This is a genomic window from Marinobacter sp. M-5 (assembly GCF_032911545.1).
Taxonomy (GTDB): Bacteria; Pseudomonadota; Gammaproteobacteria; order Pseudomonadales; family Oleiphilaceae; genus Marinobacter; species Marinobacter goseongensis.
In genome coordinates, this window is sequence record NZ_JAWJEK010000001.1 from 1323960 (window position 1) to 1348138 (window position 24179).

Genomic DNA, 24179 nt, shown 5'->3' on the forward strand with positions numbered 1-24179 from the left:
TCCGTGTACGCTTGGCTCCGCACAGTTTCAGCAGCTTGCACCCGAAGCCCTCGTCGAACTCTTGAGTGGTTGTCCTCAGTGGGATTCAGTCCTGTTGATCCAGAAATTTCTCCGCATCCAGCGCGGCCATGCACCCGAATCCTGCGGAGGTCACGGCCTGGCGGTATACGTGGTCGGCCACGTCGCCGGCAGCGAAAACACCCGGGATGCTGCTTTGGGTTGCCATGCCTTCGAGGCCGGAGCGGATTTTGATGTAGCCGTTCTCCATGTCCAGCTGGCCGGTGAACAGATCGGTGTTCGGCTTGTGGCCGATGGCAATGAAGACGCCGGCCAGGTCAAGATCCTGCGTGGAACTGTCCTTCAGGCTTTTGATGCGCATGCCGGTCACGCCTGTGCCATCGCCCAGCACTTCGTCGAGGGTGTGGTCCCAGATAATGTTGACGTTGCCGTTTTCCGCTTTCTCGAACAGTTTGTCCTGCAGAATTTTCTCGGCGCGCAGGCTGTCGCGACGATGCACCAGCGTGACTTCGTCAGCAATGTTGGAGAGGTAAAGGGCTTCTTCAACCGCAGTGTTGCCACCGCCGATCACCGCGACTTTCTGTTTCTTGTAGAAGAATCCGTCGCAGGTGGCACAGGCTGATACACCCTGGCCCTTGAATTTCTCTTCCGACTCCAGGCCCAGGTACATGGCCGAAGCGCCGGTGGAAATGATCAGGGCGTCGCAGGTGTATTCGCCGCCGTCGCCCTTCAGGCGGAAGGGCCGGCTCCGTAGATCGGCTTCGTTGATGGTGTCATACACAATGTTGGTTTCGAAACGCTCGGCGTGCTTGAGCATGCGCTGCATCAGTTCCGGACCCTGAACCCCGTCGTTGTCGCCAGGCCAGTTGTCGACGTCGGTTGTGGTGGTAAGTTGCCCGCCCACTTCGATGCCGGTGATCAGGGTTGGCTTGAGGTTTGCGCGGGCGGCATACACGGCAGCGGTGTAACCGGCGGGGCCGGAGCCAAGGATAATCAGTCGGGAATGCTTGGTTTCGCTCATGCTGGATCTCTCGTCAAAATCTGAAAACACTACTTTGAATGCTGCCAATGAATCGGTCAGTGAAAGTGCTGAAGGCTACCATGAAAGAAAAGATGTGCCATTTATTTCGGCCAATTCCGTTCATTGAGCGTTGCTATCTGCTCAATGACCGGCCTACTCAATGACCGACACTGAAGCAAGAAGTTGCCTGATTCTTTCTTTGCTTTTACCCGATTCTCCCTGTTTCAGCCGGTGCTCTGCAACTGCGGGAAATACCGCCTGGATGTCATCGGGCAACACGTGGTGGCGGCCGTCCATCAGCGCCCAGGCTCGGGCGGCACGAACCAGGCCGAGCCCGGCCCGGGGTGACAGGCCATACAGCAACCCGGGCATGCGGCGGCTCTGTTCCAGCAGGCGCTGGACGTAGTCGAGCAGCGCCGGGCTGGTGGTTACGCGTCCGACGGATTCCTGCAGGGATTCAAGGTCCTCCTGGCTCAGCAGAGTATCTAATTTGTCCGTCAGGGCACGGCGGTCCTCACCCTCGAGCAATTCCCGCTCGGCTTTGGGATCCGGATAGCCCAGGTGGAGCCGCATCAGGAACCGGTCCAGTTGGGATTCCGGCAGCGGATAGGTGCCCCCCTGCTCAATGGGATTCTGGGTAGCGATGACGAAAAACGGATGTGGCAGCGGGCGGGTCTCACCCTCAATGGAAACCTGCCGTTCTTCCATGGCCTCCAACAGTGCGCTCTGGGTGCGTGGTGAGGCGCGGTTGATCTCGTCCGCCAGCACCACCTGGGCAAAGATCGGGCCTTTATGGAAAACCAGCGATCCCGCCTCTTTGTCGTACATCGAGTACCCCAGGACGTCGGCCGGCAGCAGGTCGTTGGTGAACTGGATGCGCTGATAACTCAGCCCCATGATCCGTGCCAGCGCATGAGACAGTGTGGTCTTGCCCATGCCGGGAATGTCTTCAATCAACAGGTGCCCCCGTGCCAGCAGACCGCAAAGGGCAAGTCGCACCTGTTGCTCTTTGCCCAGAAGGATGGTGTTGAGTTCGCTGACAACGCTGTCGATCAGTTTTTTCATGCCCGGATCAGTCCCGTACTCGTTTGAGAATGTCGCCGTAGGCGTCGATGCGCCGGTCTCTGAAGTACGGCCAGATGCGCCGGATCGATTCGCTGCGGTTGCGATCGATGGCGGCGTGAAGCACGGTCTCCGAGCGGTCATCGGCCCGTGCCAGGAATTCGCCCTGTGGGCCGGCGATAAAGCTGTTGCCCCAGAACCGGATACCGTCGGACTGACCCGAGGGGTCCGGCTCGGTGCCGATACGGTTCGGTGCGATGATCGGCAGGTTGTTAGCGACCGCATGGCCGCGCTGGACGGTAACCCAGGCCTCCAGTTGACGTGCTTGCTCGGCCGGGTCGTCGGTGATGTCCCAGCCAATGGCTGTCGGGTATATCAGGACCTCCGCGCCTGCCAGCGCCATAAGACGGGCAGCCTCCGGGTACCACTGATCCCAGCACACAAGCACCCCGAGCCTGCCCACGGAGGTATCGATGGGGGTGAACCCGCTGTCACCGGAATTGCAGCGGGCGTCTCCGGGGGTGAAATAGAACTTCTCGTAGAAGCCCGGGTCGTCCGGTATGTGCATCTTGCGGTAAAGGCCGGCGATGCTGCCATCCCGCTCGAATACCACGGCGGTATTGTGGTAGACGCCGTTCATGCGACGCTCGAAAATGGACCCCACCAACACAATGCCAAGCTCTGCGGCCAGAGCGCCCAGCGCGGCGCTGGTTGGCCCCGGGATGGGTTCGGCAAGCTCGAAAACCGAGGTGTCCTCGGTCTGGCAGAAATACAGGGTGGCGTGCAGCTCCTGAAGAACGACCAGTTGCGCACCTTCAGCGGCGGCTTCGCGCACCAGCCGTTCGCTGGTGGCGAGGCTGCTGGCCTTGTCGTCGCTGCAGACTTGCTGGACTGCCGCAACCCTCAACGCAGATCCGGCGGGGGTGTTGGGTCGGGTCATGGCGTAACCGCTCCCGCTGGGAACTGCATGGTCACACAGTGCAGGCTGCCGTGCTGGTGGATCAGAGGGCGGCAGTTGATCGGAACAATGGTCCGCTCCGGAAACAGGCCTTTCAGGACCTCGATCGCTTCGGCGTCCTGCGGCACGTCATAAACCGGCAGCAGAACCGCGCCGTTGATGATCAGGAAGTTGGCGTAGGTTGCCGGCAACCGGTGCCCCTCGTCATCATGGATGGCGTCGGGCCATGGCAATGGTGTGAGCTTATAAGGGCGGCCATCAGCCTGACGAAACTGTTGCAGCTCCTCCTCCATGGCTGCAAGCGCACGGTAATGCTCGTCAGTCGGGTCGGGGCAGGTGACGTAGCAGATGTGATCTTCCGCGCAAAAGCGGGCGAGAGTGTCAATGTGGCTGTCTGTGTCATCGCCGGCGAGAAAACCGTGATTGAGCCACAGGACGCGTCTGGCCCCGAGCGTCTCGGTCAACAGGTTCTCGATGGCACCCCGATCCAGGGACGGGTTGCGGCTCGGTGTCAGCAGGCATTCACTGGTGGTCATTACTGTGCCGGCACCATCGGATTCGATGGAGCCACCTTCAAGAATGCAATCAACAGCGGACATGGGGGTGCCACCAAAACTGCCAGCGTTGTAAAGGTGTTGGTTGAGCGCATCGTCTTTTTCCCAGGGGAATTTGCCGCCCCAGGCGTTGAAACGGAAATTAAGGAGTTGCGGTCCATCACCGGTCACGACCGTGATCGGGCCATGGTCACGGGCCCAGGTATCGTTTGCCGGAGCGGGTATGGCGATCACCCGACCGGGTAGCTCCTCGGTCCGGGCAAACGCTGCCAGTTCCCGTTCAAGATCCTGTAATCTCACCACATGCTCGCAGCTGATGATCAGGTTTTCCCTGGCCAGCACGGCTTGGGCGATCGCCATGAAAACCGGCTCCACATCATCAAGAATGTCGGACCAGTCGGTACCGGCGTGGGGCCAGGTCAGCATGACCGCGCTTTGAGGAGCCCATTCGGCGGGTAACACTCGTGTGGTCGTCAATTTATAGCCACCTACTTGCAGAAAATCGCCATTCTAACCAACGAACGACGTTGCGTCAGGGTATGGATGAAGGAAATTGCGCGGGCGCTGATAGCGCCGCGCGAAGGTCGGAGTGTCTCTTGCCTAACGATTCGGGTTCAATACTGCGTGCAGCACCCGGTCGCCTTCGAAATAGACGACAAAGCCATCATAGTGCCACTGGGAAATCGGGGGTTTGCCGACCGGACCGCGAATTTCACGAGGTGTGCCCCAGGCATTACGCACGCTCTCTTCACTCATGCCGGTGCGTGGCAGATCGGTCTGGGAGCGCTCTCCCTGGCTGCCCACGGGAATGGTCATTTCGTCAGCCAGAGCCGGGTTGACGGGCAAAAAGCCGAGGAACGCGGTCAGAATGGCGGCGCCGATCAGGCTTGGAGCGATGTTTGTCATCGGTAGGGGTCTCCCTTGGAGCTGGGTGTCGATGTGTGCTGAGCGTCCCTGAGGACATGAATAAAACGTAATATCCGAAAAATGCGAATGAAAGTCACACCATTTCGCCAGTTTATCCTTTTTGTCGTTGGCGGATCTGCCACCGCATCACATGCTTGGCAATCTGCTGGCGGTCACTGTCGTGGATATCGGTAAATTCGGTGTGAACCCGTGCGCTGCCCGTGGCGTCGCCCACGATGTGGATGACCCGGGCCACGGCTTGCGCCTGAAACAGTTCCGGGGGAAGTGTCATCCGCACCGCCAGCAAATCGCCCTCGCTCCAGGCGTTGTGCTCACAACAAAAGGCAACGCCGCCCTCGCTGAGGGTGACATCCTGCCAGTCCTCCGGTTGCAACGGATTTTGCTCAAAGGCCATAATGCGCGCCAGTATATCGAGCTTTCCGTTCAGTGACTTGATCAGGGAAGCCAGCAGGCGGTCACGCTCCGCGAGCGTGGCGAGCTGTGCACGCACATCCTGGTCAAGGCGCTTTAATTCCGCCCGAAGGCTGCCCAGGTGATCACCGCTGAACGAGCGGTCGCCTTCCTCGGCCCGGCCGACTATCTGGCGGAGTTCAAGACCAATATGGTCCTCGATCCGAAAGAAATCGCGACGATCCCCGGCGTCGGGCGGTGGTGAGGCGATAGCGTCGGAAGATCGTGAAGGCATTGCGGCTCCGAATCAGCGCAGCGTTTTGTGTTTATGTAGAAAAGTTTAGCAGTTTCCGTTCACGCAGTGGATGGAAATCCGAATGACCCGAAGGTAGCAACAGGCACCTCTTCTCATGTTCAAACCTTTATCGCTCTACGTCGGCTTGCGGTATACCGCTGCGAAACGGCGCAATCACTTCATATCTTTCATCTCTCTGACGTCGATGATCGGGCTGATGCTCGGTGTCGCCGTGCTTATAATCGTGTTGTCGGTGATGAACGGCTTCGACCGCGAGCTGAAGCAGCGCATTCTTGGCATGGTGCCTCACGCGGTAATCGAGGGCTCCGACAATATCCGTGATTGGGAAAGCATCGTGCGCCGGGTCGAGGAACACCCGCGGGTGCTTGCCGCCGCCCCCTTTATCCAGGGGCAGGGCATGGTGACAGGTGGCGGCGACGTTCGCGGCGTTCTGCTCAATGGCATATTGCCGGACCAGGAGCGTGACGTCTCGATCATCGAGAACCACATGATCGAGGGGGATCTGGACGATCTGAAATCCGGTGATTTCGGCATTATTATCGGTCGTACCATGGCGTCCAGCCTGCGGTTACAGCTCGGCGACAAGGTGACTGTGGTTCTGCCGGAAGCGTCGGTCACCCCGGCGGGCGTGCTGCCGCGTCTCAAGCGATTTACGGTAAGAGGTGTGTTCAGTGTCGGCGCGGAGCTGGACGGCAACTACACGCTGGTTCATATGGACGATGCGTCGAAACTGATGCGAACCAACGGCCAGGCCCAGGGGGTTCGCCTGCTGGTGGATGACCTGTTCGCGGCGCCGCGGGTGGCAGAGCAGGCTGCGAGAAGCCTGGATGGCCGCTATTACATCTCGGACTGGACTCGTACCCATGGCAACCTTTTCCAGGCTATCCGTATGGAGAAGACCATGATCGGCCTGCTGCTGATGTTCATTGTGGCAGTGGCTGCGTTCAACATCGTGTCGACCCTGGTGATGGTGGTCACCGACAAAACGGCGGATATTGCGATTCTGCGCACCATGGGCGCGACACCGGGTCGCATCATGCGCATATTCATCATCCAGGGCGGTGTGATTGGCATATTCGGTACGCTGGTTGGCACGGCGTTGGGGGTCTTCGGTGCGCTCAACATCAGCGCCTTCATTTCCTGGCTGGAGAGCGCCCTGGGGCATCAGTTCCTGAGTGCGGATGTGTACTTTATCAGCTACCTGCCTTCCCAGTTGCAATGGCAGGACGTGTTCATCATCAGCGGTGCCGGTCTGGCCATGAGCTTGCTGGCTACTATCTACCCCGCCTGGCGGGCATCACGAGTCGACCCGGCGGAGGCCCTGCGCTATGAATGACAACACCGAATTCGCCGCCGATACTGCATTGGTGATTGATTGCCGCGAGGTGACTCGCACCTACAACGAGGGCCCGGAAAAGCTGACAATCTTCTCCGACATCTCCCTGCGGGTTTCGGCAGGTGAAACAGTAGCGATCGTTGGCAGCAGTGGTGCCGGAAAAACCACACTGCTGAACCTGTTGGGCGGTCTGGATCGCCCGTCATCCGGGCATATTTCGATCTGTAATCAGGACATTCACGCCATGAGTGAGGCGGGCCGGGCACGGTTCCGTAACCGCCATCTCGGCTTTGTGTACCAGTTCCACCACCTCCTGCCGGAGTTTACCGCCCTGGAAAACGTCATGATGCCCTGTGCGCTCGGCGGCATGGCGGTGAAAGCTGCGGAGGCAAAGGCCCGGGCCGTGCTGGGTGAGGTCGGTTTAAGCCAACGACTGACCCATAAGCCCGGCGAGCTCTCCGGCGGCGAGAGGCAGCGGGTGGCTATTGCGCGGGCTCTGGTCAATGAACCGGAATGCGTGTTGATGGATGAACCTACAGGGAATCTTGATGAGCATACCGGTGAGGGGGTCAAGCAGTTAATTGAAGCCCTGAGAGACCGGCTGGGTATTGCTTTTGTGATGGTGACCCACGATATGGGCATGGCCCGCAGCCTCGGGCGTGTACTGCGTCTGGAGCAGGGAAGGCTGCTGACCGAGCGCTAGCGATTCCGGCGCCGGAGCAGCCTGCGCTCCTGCCAGTCAGTGCGCACCTTTCGCCGCCAGAGGAACTGGATAGTGAGGTAGGCCATACAGGCCGCGAGGGTTGCCACAATCAGGGATCCGAGGTAGAGCGGAATGCCAACGTCGAGAATGCGCTCGCTGATCCACGACCAGGACGCCTGGAATTCAAATTTCAGTACCGGGCGGTCCAGAAGCCAGGCGCCGACTTTGTAATTGAAGTAGAACATCGGGGGCATGGTCAGAGGATTGCTGATCCATACCAGCACGGTGGACAAGGGCAGGTTGGCGTTAAACCAGATGGCAAAGAATGCGGCCGCCAACATCTGGAATGGCATGGGAATAAGGCACAGGAAAATGCCGACCAGAAAGGCGCGGGACACGCTGTGACGGTTGATGTGCCAGAGGTTGGGCTCATGAAGGATGTCGCCCAGGAACTGCAGCGATTTCATCGCGCGGATTTTCTCCGGCGTTGGTAAGTATCGTTTCATGAACTTCTTTGGCATCTGGAAGATCTGCCTGTTCAGATTGAACGCCCCGGGGCGTGGAAAGGTACCGGCGCTCTGGAAAATCAGGAGGACAAGGATTGTCCGGAAATCTTGCCGCATTTGCCTGCGGCGTTATCTTACTTTATACGTTCCCGATGTTGCCACCTCTGCCGTGGCTGATTGCGGCTGCGTTCCCGCTGGTCTTTTCGGCACTCCGCGTGCAGCGACAGGCCCGGTTGGCGGTTCTCCTTCTTTGCGTGCTTGCCGGTGGCGCCTGGGCATCATGGCATGTCTCGGATCGATTGCAGCATACGCTACCGGCGTCGCTGGAGGGGCAGGTGGTGTCAGTTTCGGGCTACCTTTGCAACATCCCCGTTCATGGCAGCTTCCACAGCTTGCGTTTCAGTTTCTGTATCACCCATTGGCACCAGCGTGACCGCTCCGTCGACACCGCGGGGGAATTGCCCGAGACGGTTCGTCTGGCCTGGTACGGCGACGGTGAAAAGCGCCTTCCGGGTCATCGCCTGAGGCTTGATGTGGTGCTCAAAAAGCCGCACGGGGCGGTGAATCCTGCCGGTTTCCGATATGAGACCTGGTTGTTCAGGAAAGGTTTCCGCGCGACGGGGACCGTCCGCGACGTGGCAGAAGCCCCGGCGGTACCCTGCAGAGTGCATTGCCAATACATGGCGTGGCGGCTGGATCTGGCTGATTCGCTGGCGTCCGTGATGGGGGAGGCTGAACACTATCCGCTGCTGGCGTCGCTGCTGATAGGGCACCGTGGCGACATGACTGCCGAGCACTGGGCCGTGCTCAAGGCGACCGGCACCATCCATCTGGTGGCCATCTCCGGCTTGCACCTTGGCCTGGTCGCCATCGGCGCAGGTTTCCTGGCGAGGCGCTTGATCACCGCTCTTCCGGCCGGTCATCCGGCTCCGCAGCGCCAGCGCTATCTGGTGCTCGGCGTGGTTGCCATTGCCTGTCTGCTTTATGCACTTGCTGCGGGCTTTACCGTGCCGACGCGTAGGGCGCTGATCATGGCGCTGGTGGCCGGCTGGATCTGGCTGAAGGGCCGTCAGGTATCAGCCTGGCACGGGCTGGCTCTCGCCCTGTTCCTGGTGGTGCTCACAGACCCCTTCGCGCCCCTGGATCAGGGATTCTGGCTGTCGTTCGGAGCGGTGTCGGTGCTGGTTCTGGTATTTACCGGGCGGCTGGCTCCGCCTACCTGGCTCGCGGCTCTGGCACTGTCGCAGGCGGCGGTGTTTGTCGGTTTGTGGCCAATCCTGTCGGTGCTTGGTCAGGGGCAGCCCTATTCCGGTTTGTTGGCCAACCTTTTCGCCATTCCCTGGGTGTCGTTCGTAGTCATGCCGTTGCTGATGGCTGGCACTGCACTGATATGGTGTTTGCCCGTGAGCCGGGACGCCGTACTTCTTATCTTTGACGGGGCGTTGGAGGTGCTCTGGCGGGTGCTGAGGTGGCTGGCCTCGCTGGAATTGCCGGTCAGCAGAGCCGATGCGGGGTTGGCGGTCATCATAGCCATTGCGGTTTTGCTGGTGCTGATGGTGCCCGCACCACGCTTGCGGGTGGTATTGCTGTTCGCTGGTGCACTGCTGCTGGGCGCATCGTCGATTCGTGAGCCTCTGGCCAATCCCTGGGTGGAGCAGGCAGAGATTCGGGTCTGGGACGTGGGGCAGGGCTTGTCGGTATTGATCCGGCACCACGACAAGGTGCTGCTCTACGATACCGGGCCGGCGGTCCCCGGCGTGTTTTCATCGGTGGAGTCTGTGTTGATCCCCAACTTCAGACGCCTCGGTATTCGCAAGATTGACACCCTGGTGGTCAGCCATGCAGACAGTGATCATGCCGGTGGCCTGCCTGCACTGTTCGCATCCTACCCCGTGGGCGAGGTGATTAGCGGCGAGCCGGAGCGTCTGCAGGCCCTGGACGGTGGCTACGGCGGACCGGTACCAGCATCCTGCAATTCCTCGCCGCCGCGAACCATCGCGGGTGTCCGGGTTCAGTTCTGGCAGGGCATTGATGCCGACCAGTCTGACAACTCCAATGACCGTTCGTGTGTGGTCATCGCCATGGATCCTGGACGTCGCTTTCAGGTCATCCTGCCCGGTGATATCACTGCCGCGATCGAGCGGGCGATGACAGCGGCGCCCAGCCTGAGCCGAAGCCGGACGATCGAGCCGACGGCACGAATTGTGGTGGCTCCGCATCATGGCAGCAACACCTCGTCAACGGCGTCCTGGGTGGAAGCGTTGGCGCCGGATTGGGTAATCTACAGTGCGGGTTACCGGCATCGCTTCGGTCATCCGCACCCGGCCGTCGTGGATCGCTATCATGCGGCGGGCAGGCAGCAACTGAACACCGCCTATTCCGGCGCTGTGCGCCTGGTGCTGGACGACACCGGCGTTCGCGTTGGCCAGCAAAGAGACACTGCACCATTCTGGATTCGTGGTCCCATAACGGATTGGTGAGCAATGTAAAATACCGTGACACAACGGGTGTGGCCTGAAGCAGCAGCTATGCTAAAGTAGCGCGGCTTGTTAACAATCAGGGAGACCAAGCGTGTTCGAGCTGTTGAAAGCCGGTGGCATTTTGATGGTGCCAATTGTTGCCTGTTCCATCCTGGCGCTTGCCATAATTCTCGAGCGTTTCTGGACGCTGCGAGCTTCCCGAGTGGCGCCACCCCAGACCATCAATGAGCTGTGGCGCTGGATCAAGAAAAAAGAGCTGAATGGCCGGAAGCTGAAAGCCCTGCAGGGCTCGTCTCCCATGGGCCGTATCCTCGCGGGCGGTCTGATGAACGCCAAGCATGGCCGTGAAATCATGAAAGAAAGCATTGAGCATGAGGCCAGTCAGGTCATTCACGACCTCGAGCGCTTCCTCAATCCTTTGGGTACCGTTGCCACCATCACCCCATTGCTGGGCCTGCTGGGCACGGTTATCGGTATGATCAAGGTGTTTGCGGAAATCCAGCTGGCCGGCGTTGGCAATGCGGGCAACCTTGCGGGCGGCATTTCCGAGGCATTGATCACCACCGCTGCCGGTCTGAGTGTGGCCATCCCTGCGCTGATCTGTCACCGCTATTTTATCCGCCGCGTGGATGAGTTGGTGGTGGGTATGGAGCAGGAAGCCATCAAGTTGGTTGAAGTCGTCCATGGCGACCGAGAAATTGATGTGGAAGGAGCCTGAACGTCGTGAAGTTCAAGCGCCAGAGAAGCCAGGAAGTCGGAGTTGACCTGACGCCACTGATCGATGTGGTGTTCCTGCTGTTAATCTTCTTCATGGTGTCCACCACCTTTACCCGCGAGAGTCACCTGCAGGTCGAGTTGCCGCAGGCCAGCGCTGAGGCCCGCGCCGAAACCGAGGTGCGGGAAATTGATGTGGTGATCAACGCCGAGGGGCAGTACATCCTCAATCAACGCACTCTCGTGAACAACCGTCGGGAAACCCTTGAGCGAGCGGTCAGTGAGCTCGCGGACGGTGACAACTCCCTGCCTTACGTAATCACTGCCGACGCCAGGACGCCCCACGAGTTTGTGGTGCGCGCGATGGATGTGGCTGGCCGATTGGGCTTTGCCAAACTGAGCATCACCACCGAGCGGGAGGCTGACGGCCAGTGAGTGAATCTGTACCGGGCACCGACACCGAGGCGCCCTCGACCTCCAACTGGGCCACCTACAAACGCCTGCTCGCCTACGTAAAGCCATTCTGGCTGGCGTTTTCACTGGCGGTGCTGGGCAACGTAATCTATGCCGCTGCGTCCACAGGTATGGCTGCCGCCATGGAGTACGTGATTCTCGCCATTGAAAACCCCACCGAGGAGAACCGGATCCTGTTGACCCTGCTCATTGTCGGGGTTTTCGCGTTCCGTGGCGTGGGCACGTTTCTAAGCCAGTACTTCATCAGCTACGTCGGGCGGCAGGTGATCAATGCCCTGAGAAATCAGGTGTTTGATCGTTTACTGAGCCTGCCGTCGCGCTATTTCGATGACAACGCATCCGGGCGTCTGGTGTCCAAGCTGACCTTCAACGTGGAACAGGTTGCCGAGGCCACCACCAACGCCGTGACCATCACGCTGCGGGAAGGCCTGACCATCCTGGGCTTGCTGGGGTTCATGCTCTACACCAACTGGAAACTGACGCTGGTGTTTGTGGCCGTGGGTCCCCTCATCGGCCTCGTGGTCAGTTATGCCAGCAAGCGTTTTCGCAAGATCAGCAAACGTATTCAGGGATCCATGGGGGACATCACCCACGTGGCCTCGGAATCCATCTCCGGTTACCGGGTGGTTCGCACCTTCGGTGGCGAGGACTATGAGCGCGAGCGATTCCGTGATGTTAGTGAAAAGAACCTGAAACAAAGCCTGAAAATGGCGTCTACCCAGGCCATCAGCATTCCGGTGATTCAGGTGCTGGTGGCTGTGGCCATCGCGGCACTGGTGTGGACCATGCTGGCACCCGAGATTCGTGGTGAGATGAGCACCGGCCAGCTGATCGCCTTCATCACGGCGGCAACCACCATGGCCAAGCCGATTCGTCAGGTGACCTCAGTGCACGCCAAGATTCAGAAGGGGGTTGCTGCCGCCCACGATGTGTTCAGTACTATGGACGAAGAGCCCGAACACGATAACGGCACCTATCGCCCGGAGCGGGTCAATGGCGATATTACTTTTGCCGACGTCTCGTTCCGCTACCGTGATCAGCTGGATAACGTCCTGCAGTCGATCTCACTGGACATCCCCGCCGGGCAGAGCGTTGCCCTCGTTGGTCGCTCCGGCAGCGGAAAGTCCACCATGGTCAGCCTGCTGCCCCGATTTTATGAATATACCGGGGGCGATATTCGCATCGACGGGCATTCGCTGAAGGACTTCGGTCTGCGGGCGCTGCGGACCCAGATTGCCCTGGTGACCCAGAACGTGGTGTTGTTCAACGACACCATTGCAGCCAACATCGCCTACGGTGCCTTGCGCCATTGTACGCGCGAGGAAATCCGCGAGGCGGCGGCAAAAGCCCATGCCCTGGAGTTCATTGATCGCATGCCGGAAGGGCTCGACACCATGATCGGTGATAACGGCGTGATGCTCTCTGGCGGCCAGCGCCAGCGACTGGCTATTGCACGAGCGTTGCTCAAGAACGCACCGATTCTGATTCTTGACGAAGCCACGTCGGCACTGGACACGGAGTCGGAGCGCCACATCCAGGAAGCGCTTGAAACCGTGATGCAGGGGCGAACCACCCTGGTCATTGCGCATCGATTGTCGACCATCGAGAAAGCCGACCGCATTCTGGTCATGGAGGCTGGTCGGATCATCGAGTCCGGTCGTCACGATGAACTGCTGGCCACCGGCGGTGCCTACGCGCAGTTGCATCAGCTGCAGTTCAGCGAGCACGCATGACCACACTGATTGACCGCCTTTGGTATGGCACCGGGCGGCCGCTGTGGCTGCTGTATCCGCTGGCCTGGCTCTATCGGATGGTTGCTGAAAGTCGCCGCCGCAAGGCCTGGCGCGAGAAAGATGCAGCGCTTCCGGTGCCGGTGATCGTGGTTGGCAACCTCACCGCAGGGGGAACCGGCAAATCCCCGTTGACGGCGCGACTGGTCTCGCTGCTGCGGGAGCAGGGCTGGCGGCCGGTGATCCTGAGCCGCGGCTACGGCGGTCGTTCCGATGCCTACCCCCTGAGTGTTGATGAAAGCACCTCCACCGAACAGGCCGGAGACGAGCCGGTCATGTTGCGTCTGGAAACCGGCTGCCCGGTAGTGGTGGATCCGCAGCGCAAACGCGGGGCACTGTGGGCGCTGAAACAACAGCTGGGCGACGTATTGATCTGTGATGACGGGCTACAGCATTACGCCTTGCCCAGAGATATCGAGCTGGCCGTGTTCGACGGCGCGCGCGGCCTGGGCAACGGCGCAGGCATTCCGGTGGGCCCGCTGAGGGAGCCACTGGAGCGTTTGTCCGGTGTGGACTTTGTGGTGACCAACGGGGGGTGGCTGGACGATCTGGAGCACCCCCGGCAATTCACCATGGTGTTGGAGCCGACCGGGCTTCGACACCTGAAGACCGGCAAGGCTGCGCCACTGGACAGCTTGCGCGGGGAGCCGGTGCAGGCGGTGGCGGGCATCGGTAATCCCGGGCGTTTTTTCGCTACACTGGAAGCGCTGGGTGCGCAGGTGTCCGGGCGGGCATTTGCCGATCATCACAGATTCCAGGCCTCGGACCTGGACACCGGAAGCACCCGGCGGCTGGTCATGACCGCCAAGGATGCGGTCAAATGCCGGGACATTGCAGGTGATAACGCCTGGGTGTTGTCGGTCACTGCAACTCTGCCGGAAGAATTTACGGTGGCATTCCTGGATCGCGTGCGGGAATGCGCCTCGCTGCTACATCATCACGAAACCGAGAGAACCTGATATGGATAAAAAGCTGGTGGCCATGCTGGCCTGTCCTGTGTGCAAGGGTGACCTGAAACTGAATCAGGAAAAAACCGAGTTGATTTGCTACCAGGACGCGATGGCGTTCCCCATCCGTGAGGGCATCCCGGTCATGCTGGCGACGGAAGCGCGTACGCTGTCAACGGATGAACGCCTCGATAAACGCTGATAGGGGAGTGTCATGTCCTTTACCGTGGTGATTCCCGCCCGCTACGCGTCTACCCGCCTGCCGGGCAAGCCGCTGGCCGACATTGCCGGCAAACCGATGATCCGCCATGTCTATGAGCGCGCCGGTGAGAGTGCCGCCAGCCGTGTGGTTATTGCGACCGATGATGAACGCATCGAATCCGTTTGCCGGGCCTTCGGTGCGGAAGTGGTGATGACCTCGCCCGATCACGCCAGTGGCACCGACCGGCTGGAAGAGGTTGCCCGCACGCTCGGTTTCAAAGCTGACGACCGGGTTGTCAACGTTCAGGGCGATGAGCCCCTGATCCCTCCCGCACTGATCAACCAGGTGGCCGATAATCTTGAGCGTTTTCCCCACGCTGCCATCGCGACCCTGTGTGAAAAGATTACGGATCTGGCCAGTGTGTTCAATCCCAATGTGGTCAAGGTGGTCGCGGATCATCAGGGCATGGCGCACTATTTCAGCCGGGCGCCCATCCCCTGGGCCCGTGATAGCTGGGGCCAGGATCATTGGCCGTCCGGAGATGCACCTTTACCTGCCGGCGTGAGCTATTTCCGTCATATCGGAATATATGGCTATCGCGTGCGTTTACTGACGGATTTTGTTGGCTGGTCACCTGCGCCTACTGAGGTGACGGAATCGCTGGAACAGCTGCGTGCCCTCTACAACGGTGCTCATATTCACGTTGAAGAAGCCCTGGAACGCCCCCCGGCTGGTGTTGATACCGAGGCCGACCTGCAACGACTGCGACAGTGGATGGAGGCGAGCCAGCCGTGAGTGCACGCAAACCGATCAACGTGTTGTTCGTCTGCCTTGGCAATATCTGCCGCTCGCCCAGTGCGGAGGGTGTTTTCCGTGAGGTTGTCGCCCGCGCGGGACTTGAGGCCGATATCCAGATTGACTCCTGCGGTACCGGAGGTTGGCATGTGGGCAAGGCCCCTGATAAGCGCGCGGTGGCGAAAGCGCGGCAGCGCGGTATAGATATCTCCGGGTTGCGGGCGCGGCAATTCCGGGCCGCCGACCTGGCCCAGTTCGATGTGGTTCTGGTGATGGATCGGCAGAACCTGGCGGACGTCCGTGACGTATGGCGACAGGTCGGAGGCACTGAACCGGAACTTTTCCTGGCGTATGGAAGCAGCCCCAACGATGAGGTGCCGGACCCCTACTACGGCGGTGACGACGGTTTCGAGGCGGTGCTGGATCTCATCGCAGAGGCCAGCGAGGGGCTGCTGGCCCGAATCCGGGAGCGCCTGGCGTGAACAAGCCTGCTGAAATCCGTGAAAACGTCAGCCTGCGAACCCTCAACAGCCTTGCCATTGATGCCAGTGCACGCTGGTACGCGGATGTGAATTCCGATGACCAGTTGGCGGCTCTCCTTGCGTTCGCCGACCGGGAGGGGCTGGAAACGCTGATCCTGGGTGGTGGCAGCAATCTGGTGTTTGCGGGCGACTTTGACGGGTTGGTGCTGCACATGGCCCTCACCGGCCGCCGTTGGGAGCAGGTGGAGGGTGACTCCGCCGTGTTGGCCCTCGGGGCAGGGGAAAACTGGCACGATGCAGTGCTGTACGCAGCGGCGGCCGGCTACCGTGGTATCGAGAACCTTGCGCTGATTCCCGGCACGGCGGGTGCGGCGCCGGTACAGAACATTGGCGCCTACGGAGTGGAACTGCGGGATTCACTGGTCAGTGTTACGGTACTGGACCGCGACACCGGAGACTGGCAGGTTCTGGCCAACGAGGACTGCGACTTTGCTTACAGAGACAGCCTGTTCAAGCATCAGCCAGGCCGCTACGTGATCGTGGAGCTGCGTCTGCGTTTGAGCCGCTCGCAGCCGCTGGCGCTGGGCTATGCCGATTTACGGGACTACTTTGAGGCGCAGAAGACGGACGAGCTTACCCCGCTGGACGTTGCGCAGGCAGTGATGGCGGTTCGCCGTCGCAAGCTGCCCGACCCGCAACAGATGCCCAATGCCGGCAGCTTTTTCAAGAACCCGGTGGTTTCGCTGGCCCAGTGGGAAGCTCTGAAAGCCGATAACCCGGACATGCCGGGTTATCCCGGGCGCGAAACAGCAAAACTCGCGGCGGCCTGGCTGATCGACCAGTGTGGCTGGAAAGGGTTTCGGGATGAGCGGGTGGGTGTTCACAACCGCCAGGCTCTGGTGCTGATCAATCATTCCGGAGGAAGTGGTGCCGACGTGCTGGCACTGGCAGACCGTATTCAGAGGGACGTGGACGCGCGCTTTGGCGTCCAGCTGGAGCGTGAGCCGGGAGTGATCCCGGCCCGGAAGGCATCCGGGGCTTGAGCCCCGGTACCGCAGACCCGACCTAGAGCCCGTTGCGGGGTGAGGCTTTCAGCAAGAACGGCAGGAACTCATCGACCGCCACGTCCTGTTTGTCCGCATCCTGACGACCCTTGTATTCCAGCGTGCCCGCGGCCAGGCCACGGTCGGACACCACGAAGCGGTGGGGAATGCCGATCAGTTCCATATCCGCAAATTTCACGCCCGGGCGCTCGTTACGGTCGTCCAGCAGCACATCGAACCCGGCCTGGCGCAGTTGATCGTACAGCCGCTCACCGGCTGCCGCCACGTCCGGGGATTTGTGGGCATTCAGGGTAACGATGGCCACTTCGAACGGGGCAATGGCGTCGGGCCAGATAATGCCCTTGTCGTCGTGGTTCTGCTCAATCGCCGCGGCCACGATGCGCGACACACCGATGCCGTAGCAGCCCATCTCCAGAATCACGCTCTTGCCGTTTTCATCCAGCACCGTGGCGTTCATGGCGGTGCTGTACTTGTTACCCAGCTTGAAGATATGGCCTACCTCAATGCCGCGGCGAATTTCCAGGCTACCTTTGCCGTCCGGGCTCGGGTCACCCTCGACCACATTGCGGAGATCCTCGATCCGATCTGCGGCGGCATCGCGGCCCCAATTCACGCCGGTCAGGTGGTAACCGTCCCGGTTGGCACCGCAGACAAAATCCGCCAGATGGGCCGCTGCGCGATCGACGATCACCGGCACCGGCAGTTTGACCGGACCAATGGAGCCGGGCTTGCAGCCGATGGCCTGTTCGATTTCGTCATCGCTTGCCATGGTCAGCGGCTCGGCGATGCCGGCCAGCTTTTCGGCCTTGATGTCGTTGAGGGTGTGATCGCCACGCAGGATCAGGGCGACCAGCCCCGCCTTGCCATCGTCGTCGGCCTCGCCCTTGACCAGCAGGGTTTTGACGGTGCGTGCCGCATCGATGTCGAGGAATTGCGCAATGGCATCAATGGTGCGCTGATCCGGTGTGGCAATTTCCTTCAGTTCCTCGGTGGGTCTGGGTCGCTCGCCCGCCGGAGCCACCGCTTCCGCTTTTTCTATGTTAGCGGCGTAGTCACTGTCGGTGCTGAACACAATGTCGTCCTCGCCGGACGAGGCCAGTACATGGAATTCGTGGGAAGCGTTGCCGCCAATCGCCCCGGAGTCCGCCTGAACCGGCCGGTAATCAAGGCCGACCCGATCGAAAATGGCGCAATAGGTTTGATGCATGGTTTGATAGGTGTCGTTTAACGACTCCGCGTTGACGTGGAAGGAGTAGGCATCCTTCATCAGAAATTCACGGGCGCGCATGACGCCAAAGCGGGGACGACGTTCGTCGCGGAATTTGGTCTGGATCTGGTAAAAGTTGGCTGGCAGCTCTTTGTAGCTTTTCAGCTCATTGCGGATGAGATCGGTGATCACCTCCTCGTGGGTCGGTCCGAAGCAGAATTCGCGACCATGGCGGTCGTTCATTCGCAACAGTTCGCCACCGTACTGTTCCCAGCGCCCGGATTCCTGCCACAGTTCGGCGGGCTGGACCGCTGGCATCAGCAGCTCCTGGGCACCGCTCTTGTCCATTTCCTGCCGTACGATCCGCTCAACCTTGCGAAGGGTTCGCAGCCCCATGGGCAGCCATGTATAGAGCCCTGAGGCAAGCTTGCGAATCATCCCTGACCGAAGCATCAGCTGATGGCTGATGACCTCCGCATCGGCGGGTGTTTCTTTCAGGGTGGCAATCAGGAAACGGCTTGCTCGCATTGTGTCTTCCGTATGAGGTTGTCAAGGTTCTTAGGCTAGTGGCTAGGCTGCGATTGGCGCGCCCGGCCCTTTATTTATCGTACATTGGTGGTTATTGTACGGAGCCTGTCACACAAGGTACAGATCGAGTGGGTGTAGCTGGCTTATGAGCTCAGAGAACACAGATTCAGCGCTGAATGTCACGCCGCGGCGGAGGCCGGTTCAGGCTCGCAGCCGTGAGCGGGTGGAAACCATTCTCCAGCATGCCACCGCTATTTTCCACGACGTCGGAGTCGATGCCACCAGCATGTCGGCCATCGCGCGTCAGTCTGATATGTCGTTGGCCTCCCTTTATCGTTACTTCCCGAACAAGACAGCGATTGTAAAAGCGATAGCGGAGCGCCACGTCGAGAAAGTGGAGTCGGCCCTGCGTGACCGCCTCGGTGAGACCAGTCTTGCCGATGCGGTGGATGTGTTGATCGATCTGTTCTACGAATTCTATCGCACGGAACCGGCCTACTCGGCGATCTGGAGCGGAGTGGAAGCCATGCCCGAGCTGCGGCATCTGGATCTGAGAGAGCTGTACAGCCACGCCCGGGACCTGGACGCCCGCCTGGCGGTCGAGTTTCCGCACTTGGATAAGGATAAACGCTGGACGGCCAGTCTGATGCTGCCCCGCACCGCCGGCAGCATCCTTAGGCTGGCCGTGACCCTTCCGGAAGATCAGGCAAAGAACCTGGTCCGTGAGCTCAAGAGTATGATGACAGCGTATGTGCAGTCGCTGGTGGGCTGAAACTCCACAGGCGTCATGACAGGTACCCAAGCGGCAACGCGGTATTATCAATCACTCGACGCAGCACAAAACTGGAGTGGACACCACTCACGCCCTGGATCCGGGTGATGCGATTGAGCAGAAAGTGATGGTAGTGGTCCATATCCGGCACCACGACCTTCAGCATGTAGTCTGCATCCTGCCCCGTGATCAAATAGCACTCCTGCACCTCCGGGTATTCCGCCACCTGCTCCTCGAACGCGGAAAATCGCTCGGGTGTGTGCCGGTCCATCCCGATCAGAATGATGGCGGTCAGGGATAGTCCCAGCTTCTTGTGATCGAGGATGGTGACTTTGCGGATAATGACGCCGGCCTCCTCCAGAGCGCGAACCCGACGCAGGCAGGGGGAGGGCGACAGGCCGACCTTGTCTGCCAGTTCCTGATTGGTGAGGGCGCCGTCGGTCTGCAATTCCTCGAGGATTCTCCGATCGGTTTTGTCGATTCTCACAAGTGCTGCGTTATTATTTAGCATAAAATTGCTTTACCGTTGTTGTATGGGGTAAAAACTGCCTAAATGGTAGGGCAAAACAGAAAAATAGCAATCATTTGTCCCGGAGTCAGCGTTATCCTGTGGTTCATACGTTGACAGACTTCCGCAATTCGCAAGGACCGGACTGACATGGCATTCGATCACCGCAAATACGTTGCATTCAAACCCGTCGCCAAGAAGAATCGCCGCTGGCCTGATCAGATCATCGACAAAGCGCCCGACTGGTGCGCTGTTGACCTCAGGGATGGCAATCAGGCGTTGGTGAAACCCATGTCCGTTGCCCAGAAGCAACGTCTGTTCGATTTGCTGGTGAAGCTCGGCTTCAAGGAAATCGAGATTGGATTTCCCGCTGCCAGCCAGCCGGATTTCGATTTCTGTCGCAAGCTGATCGAGGAAAACCGGATTCCCGAGGACGTCACCATTCAGGTGCTGACCCAGGCGCGAGCGGAGCTCATCGAGCGCACCTACGAGGCGTTGCAGGGTGCGCGGCAAGCCATTGTTCATGTATACAACTCGACGTCCACCGTCCAGCGCGAGCAGGTGTTCGGGCTTGATCGCGCCGGTATCCGTGACATTGCCGTGAAAGGCGCTGAACTGGTGCGTGATATTGCCGCCAGGCATCCGGAAACCCGATGGACGTTTCAGTATTCACCGGAGAGCTTCACCGGCACGGAACTGGATTTTGCCGCTGAAGTGATTGACGCGGTCAATGACGTCTGGCGCCCGGACCAGGGGCAGCCGGTGGTGATAAACCTGCCGGCAACGGTGGAAATGGCGACGCCGAACGTATTCGCCGATCAGATCGAATGGATTTGTGATCGGGTCCGCTACCGCGAGCATTTCCGTATCAGTGTGCACACCCATAACGATCGTGGGTGCGCGGTGGCCGCTGCCGAGCTTGCGGTCATGGCGGGCGCCGACCGGGTGGAGGGCACCCTGATGGGTAACGGCGAACGCACCGGAAACATGGACCTGGTCACCATGGCCATGAACTTGTATTCCCAGGGTGTCGATCCGACTCTGGACCTTTCCGGCATGGCGGAGGTTACCGAGGTTGTGGAAGCCTGTACCGAAATCTCGACTCATCCCCGCCATCCCTACGCCGGTGAGCTGGTCTTCACGGCCTTTTCAGGCAGTCACCAGGACGCCATCCGTAAATGTCTGGCCCGGCGCCAGGACGGTGACCTGTGGAACGTGGCCTATTTGCCGATTGACCCGCGGGATCTGGGGCGCCGTTATGAGGAAGTGGTGCGTATCAACAGCCAGTCCGGGAAAGGCGGTGTCGCCTATGTGCTGGAGCGCGACTACAACATCAGCCTGCCGCGCTGGCTGCAGATCGAATTCAGCAAGGTGGTTCAGGGTGAGGCCGAGATCAACGGCGGGGAAATCGACTCCCTGACTATTCACCGCCTGTTCGAGGATCGCTATCTGAAGGTGCACGCCCCCTGGGCGCTGAAGTCCTATGATTTGCATCGCGACGACAATGGCGTGAAGGCCTCTGTCAGTCTGGGTAGCGATGAGCATCCGGTGCGCCTTGAAGGCCTGGGGCTTGGCGCGGTTGAGGCGGTATCGGCCGCGCTGGAGGCCTCCTGTGGCGTGCGGATTGCTGTCGAGGCCTACGATGAATTTGCCCTGGGTGAGGGCACTAAAGCCAATGCGTTGGCCTGTATCCGCCTGACCGTTGATGGATTCCATTGCAGCGCGGCTGCTCTGGCTGAGGACACCACGTCGGCAACCTTGCAGGCGCTTTTCTCGGCGGTTGCCCAGGTCGCAACAGCGCCGGTTGCGCAGCCGGCGGTGGAAGCCGGCGAAGCCTGATTCAGATCAGCCAGGCACAAAAAAGCCGGCGCAAGCCGGCTTTTTTGTGAGCTGTTGCCCGTGAGGGGCAAAAGCGGGAGCGTTACCTCAGACCGGGGTAACGTTTTCCGCCTGGGGACCTTTCGGACCCTGCGTAACGGTAAACTGTACCTGCTGACCTTCGGTCAGTGTACGGAAACCGCTGGAGTTGATTGCACTGTAGTGGACGAATACGTCACTGCCACCATCCTGAGCGATGAAGCCAAAGCCTTTGGATTCGTTGAACCACTTGACGGAGCCGGTTTTAGTATCAGACATTGATCTTTCCTGTATTCCTGAGATTTTGCCCTCACGGGACCTTCGGTTTTCCCTGGGATTAACCGGTGCTGAGAAATCCAAGCGTACTGAGGAAGGAGCAACGAAGAGCACTGCGGCAGGACGTTGGAGCACTTTCACCAAATAACGCTGTATTTTCACAGCAATTTCAGTATAGACCGAGTTTTGGGGGCGTCAACGCTTTTTTAATGACTTTGTTGTTGGTTTTTTAAGCTTCAAAAACAACGGCTTGTCATAAAAATGTCACCGGGTAGCCTGGCATTTTAACCGCAAGGCTAACCGGTTTTGTGGTTGGCTCCGTTAGCGTCCGAACTGTTTGCTGATATCCTCCAGAATGGCCGGGTCATCGATGGTGCTGGGCACCTTGTAGTCCTCGCCATCGGCAATCTGGCGGATGATGCGGCGCAGGATCTTGCCGGAGCGTGTTTTAGGCAAGCGCTCAACCACCATGGCACGCCGGAAACACGCGATAGCGCCGATTTTTTCACGCACCATCTCGACCAGCTCTTCCTCGAGCTCATCGTGATCGATGGTGGCGCTGTCCTTGATCAGCACCAGGCCGACCGGAATCTGCCCTTTCATTTCATCCCGGGCACCCACCACACAGCACTCTGCCACTGCCGGGTGAGAGGCCACGACTTCCTCCATCTCTCCGGTAGACAGGCGATGTCCGGCGACGTTAATGACGTCGTCAGTGCGCCCCATAACAAACACATAGCCATCGTCGTCAATGAACCCGCCGTCGCCGGAGGTGTAAAACCCCTTGATCGGGTCGAGGTAGGTTTTGCGGAAGCGCTCGTCGTCGCCCCAGACGGTTGTCATGCAGCCGGGTGGTAAGGGCAGTTTGACGGCAATCTGGCCCTGCTCCCCGGCCGGGACCTGGCTGCCCTCCAGGTCCACAACCTGAACGTTGAAGCCGGGAGAGGGCACTGTGGCGGAGCCGGGTCGGGTGGCCATCATCTCGATGCCAACCGGGTTGCAGCAAATAGCCCAGCCGGTCTCGGTTTGCCACCAGTGGTCGAGCACGGGCAGGCCGGTCTGCTCCTTGAGCCACTCATAGGTGGCGGGATCAAGCCGTTCGCCGGCCAGGAACAGTCGTTTCAGCGAGCTGATGTCGTAACGTGTGAGCTGATCCGCCTCGGGATCTTCTTTGCGCACGGCGCGGAAGGCTGTCGGTGCGGTAAACAGCATGTTGACCCCGTGGTCCTGAACCACCCGCCAGAACGCGCCCGCATCCGGGGTTTTGACCGGCTTGCCCTCGTAGAGAATAGTGGTGCAGCCGGCAAACAGCGGCGCGTACACAATGTAGCTGTGGCCGACGACCCAGCCGACATCGGAGGCGGCCCAATACACATCGCCGGGTTTGGCGTCATAGACCAGTTGCATGCTGTAGCGAAGCGCGACGGCATGACCGCCGTTGTCCCGCACCACGCCCTTGGGTTTTCCGGTGGTGCCGGAGGTATACAGAACGTACAGCGGATCGGTGGACCTGACCGGCACCGGGTCGGTGGGGCTGGCGCTGGCCATCAGATCCTGCCAGTCGAAATCGCGTCCGTTCTGCATCGATGCTTTCACTTGCGGGCGCTGGTAGAGAATACAGAACTCGGGTTTATGGCTGGCCTGTTCGATGGCTTTGTCGACCAACGGCTTGTATTCGATAACTCGGGCGACTTCAATTCCGCAGGAGGCGGTAATGACTGCCTTGGGCTTCGCGTCGTCAATACGCACCGCCAGCTCGTGGGCGGCAAATCCGCCGAACACTACCGAGTGAATAGCGCCTATTCGGGCGCAACCCAGCATGGCGATCACCGCTTCCGGCACCATGGGCATGTAGATGATCACCCGGTCGCCCTTTGAGATACCGCGATCCTTGAGGACCCCGGCAAAAAGGGCGACTTGCCGGGTGAGTTCGGTGTAGGTGTAGGTGCGGGTGGTGTTGGTGACCGGTGAGTCGTAGATCAATGCCGCCTGATCGCCGCGGCCGGCACGAATATTGGCATCCAGCGCGACGTCGCTGGTGTTGAGTTCCCCGTCCGGAAACCAGACACCGTGGCCATTATCTGTGGCCTGCCAGATGGTTTCCGGTGACTTGATCCAGTCAATGTTCGCAGCTTGCTCTCGCCAGAACTCGTCCGGTCTGTCGATCGATCGCCTGAACTCGGAGTTGTAATCCATGCCATCCACCTCGTGTTCCTGTTGTTGTTTTCCAGTGCTGCCCATAACTGTAGGCACTTTGAGGGGAAGGACTACTAGACCATAGGCTTAGTCAGC

General features: G+C 59.8%; 24 protein-coding genes. 13 read left to right on the top strand and 11 right to left on the bottom strand.

All coding sequences use genetic code 11. The features are described 5' to 3' along the window. Positions 1-85 precede the first annotated feature (85 nt). From trxB to R0125_RS06115, 6 genes are all read right to left on the bottom strand, one after another. On the bottom strand, positions 86-1039 hold the full coding sequence (gene trxB, locus R0125_RS06090; RefSeq protein ID WP_317237507.1) for a thioredoxin-disulfide reductase: 954 nt from the start codon (positions 1037-1039) through the stop codon (positions 86-88). 153 nt (positions 1040-1192) lie between these two features. Further along, positions 1193-2104 carry an AAA family ATPase gene (locus tag R0125_RS06095; RefSeq protein WP_317237508.1) on the bottom strand — a complete coding sequence of 304 codons (912 nt, stop codon included), beginning with the start codon at positions 2102-2104 and terminating at the stop codon, positions 1193-1195. A 7-nt stretch (positions 2105-2111) separates the two neighbouring features. After that, positions 2112-3041 (bottom strand): carbon-nitrogen hydrolase, encoded by a 930-nt coding sequence (locus tag R0125_RS06100; protein ID WP_317237509.1) that lies wholly within the window; start codon positions 3039-3041, stop codon positions 2112-2114. Then, a complete protein-coding gene (locus R0125_RS06105) occupies positions 3038-4090 on the bottom strand; it encodes an agmatine deiminase family protein (RefSeq protein WP_317237510.1) in 1053 nt (350 codons plus the stop codon). Before R0125_RS06105 ends, R0125_RS06100 begins: the two co-directional genes overlap by 4 nt. Before the next feature lie 123 nt (positions 4091-4213). After that, positions 4214-4519 carry a hypothetical protein gene (locus R0125_RS06110; protein ID WP_317237511.1) on the bottom strand — a complete coding sequence of 102 codons (306 nt, stop codon included), beginning with the start codon at positions 4517-4519 and terminating at the stop codon, positions 4214-4216. A gap of 112 nt (positions 4520-4631) precedes the next feature. Continuing rightward, positions 4632-5225: a PilZ domain-containing protein gene (locus R0125_RS06115; protein ID WP_317237512.1), complete on the bottom strand. Its 594-nt coding sequence runs from the start codon at positions 5223-5225 to the stop codon at positions 4632-4634. A 115-nt stretch (positions 5226-5340) separates the two neighbouring features. Here R0125_RS06115 and R0125_RS06120 point away from each other — a divergent pair, with 115 nt between their 5' ends. Both R0125_RS06120 and R0125_RS06125 read left to right on the top strand, forming a co-directional pair. Next, positions 5341-6582, top strand: a complete 1242-nt coding sequence (locus tag R0125_RS06120; protein ID WP_317237513.1) for a lipoprotein-releasing ABC transporter permease subunit — start codon at positions 5341-5343, stop codon at positions 6580-6582. Then, positions 6575-7285, top strand: coding sequence for an ABC transporter ATP-binding protein (locus tag R0125_RS06125; protein ID WP_248180992.1), 711 nt, complete (start codon positions 6575-6577; stop codon positions 7283-7285). Before R0125_RS06120 ends, R0125_RS06125 begins: the two co-directional genes overlap by 8 nt. On the opposite strand, the gene R0125_RS06130 is transcribed toward R0125_RS06125, so the two are convergent. Beyond that, complete coding sequence (locus R0125_RS06130; protein ID WP_248180993.1) at positions 7282-7806, bottom strand: DUF2062 domain-containing protein; 525 nt, start codon at positions 7804-7806, stop codon at positions 7282-7284. The genes R0125_RS06125 and R0125_RS06130 overlap by 4 nt on opposite strands. 80 nt (positions 7807-7886) lie before the next feature. Between R0125_RS06130 and R0125_RS06135 the strand changes: the two genes are divergently transcribed. The 9 genes from R0125_RS06135 (at position 7887) to murB (ending at position 16718) form a co-directional block, all read left to right on the top strand. Further along, the gene (locus tag R0125_RS06135) at positions 7887-10271 is read left to right on the top strand and encodes a DNA internalization-related competence protein ComEC/Rec2 (RefSeq protein WP_317237514.1); all 2385 of its coding nucleotides are present in this window, start codon (positions 7887-7889) and stop codon (positions 10269-10271) included. Between the two features lie 91 nt (positions 10272-10362). After that, positions 10363-10989: a MotA/TolQ/ExbB proton channel family protein gene (locus R0125_RS06140; protein ID WP_248180995.1), complete on the top strand. Its 627-nt coding sequence runs from the start codon at positions 10363-10365 to the stop codon at positions 10987-10989. Positions 10990-10994: 5 nt separating this feature from the next. After that, the gene (locus tag R0125_RS06145) at positions 10995-11420 is read left to right on the top strand and encodes an ExbD/TolR family protein (RefSeq protein ID WP_248180996.1); all 426 of its coding nucleotides are present in this window, start codon (positions 10995-10997) and stop codon (positions 11418-11420) included. Further along, positions 11417-13192, top strand: coding sequence for a lipid A export permease/ATP-binding protein MsbA (msbA, locus tag R0125_RS06150; protein ID WP_248180997.1), 1776 nt, complete (start codon positions 11417-11419; stop codon positions 13190-13192). The genes R0125_RS06145 and msbA overlap by 4 nt, the downstream gene beginning before the upstream one ends. Beyond that, entirely contained in the window at positions 13189-14208 is a 1020-nt protein-coding gene (lpxK, locus tag R0125_RS06155; protein WP_248180998.1) for a tetraacyldisaccharide 4'-kinase, read from the top strand. The genes msbA and lpxK overlap by 4 nt, the downstream gene beginning before the upstream one ends. A 1-nt stretch (position 14209) precedes the next feature. Further along, positions 14210-14398 carry a Trm112 family protein gene (locus R0125_RS06160; protein ID WP_248180999.1) on the top strand — a complete coding sequence of 63 codons (189 nt, stop codon included), beginning with the start codon at positions 14210-14212 and terminating at the stop codon, positions 14396-14398. A 12-nt stretch (positions 14399-14410) separates the two neighbouring features. Then, positions 14411-15193, top strand: coding sequence for a 3-deoxy-manno-octulosonate cytidylyltransferase (gene kdsB, locus R0125_RS06165; protein WP_317237515.1), 783 nt, complete (start codon positions 14411-14413; stop codon positions 15191-15193). Further along, the gene (locus tag R0125_RS06170) at positions 15190-15675 is read left to right on the top strand and encodes a low molecular weight protein-tyrosine-phosphatase (protein ID WP_317237517.1); all 486 of its coding nucleotides are present in this window, start codon (positions 15190-15192) and stop codon (positions 15673-15675) included. Before kdsB ends, R0125_RS06170 begins: the two co-directional genes overlap by 4 nt. Beyond that, a complete protein-coding gene (murB, locus tag R0125_RS06175) occupies positions 15672-16718 on the top strand; it encodes a UDP-N-acetylmuramate dehydrogenase (protein WP_317237519.1) in 1047 nt (348 codons plus the stop codon). Before R0125_RS06170 ends, murB begins: the two co-directional genes overlap by 4 nt. Before the next feature lie 22 nt (positions 16719-16740). Here the strand turns inward: murB and R0125_RS06180 are convergent, their stop codons facing one another. After that, entirely contained in the window at positions 16741-18474 is a 1734-nt protein-coding gene (locus tag R0125_RS06180) for a proline--tRNA ligase (RefSeq protein WP_317237520.1), read from the bottom strand. Positions 18475-18619: 145 nt separating this feature from the next. Here R0125_RS06180 and R0125_RS06185 point away from each other — a divergent pair, with 145 nt between their 5' ends. Continuing rightward, a complete protein-coding gene (locus R0125_RS06185) occupies positions 18620-19246 on the top strand; it encodes a TetR/AcrR family transcriptional regulator (RefSeq protein ID WP_317237521.1) in 627 nt (208 codons plus the stop codon). 13 nt (positions 19247-19259) lie between these two features. Here R0125_RS06185 and R0125_RS06190 read toward each other — a convergent pair whose 3' ends face one another. Further along, positions 19260-19757 carry an Lrp/AsnC family transcriptional regulator gene (locus R0125_RS06190; RefSeq protein ID WP_317237522.1) on the bottom strand — a complete coding sequence of 166 codons (498 nt, stop codon included), beginning with the start codon at positions 19755-19757 and terminating at the stop codon, positions 19260-19262. A gap of 147 nt (positions 19758-19904) precedes the next feature. On the opposite strand from R0125_RS06190, the gene leuA reads away from it, so the two are divergent. After that, a complete protein-coding gene (gene leuA / locus R0125_RS06195; protein WP_317237523.1) occupies positions 19905-21593 on the top strand; it encodes a 2-isopropylmalate synthase in 1689 nt (562 codons plus the stop codon). Between the two features lie 87 nt (positions 21594-21680). Here the strand turns inward: leuA and R0125_RS06200 are convergent, their stop codons facing one another. Further along, positions 21681-21890: a cold-shock protein gene (locus R0125_RS06200; protein WP_248181007.1), complete on the bottom strand. Its 210-nt coding sequence runs from the start codon at positions 21888-21890 to the stop codon at positions 21681-21683. Positions 21891-22208: 318 nt separating this feature from the next. Then, entirely contained in the window at positions 22209-24128 is a 1920-nt protein-coding gene (locus tag R0125_RS06205) for an acetate--CoA ligase (protein WP_317237524.1), read from the bottom strand. Positions 24129-24179: the final 51 nt, after the last annotated feature.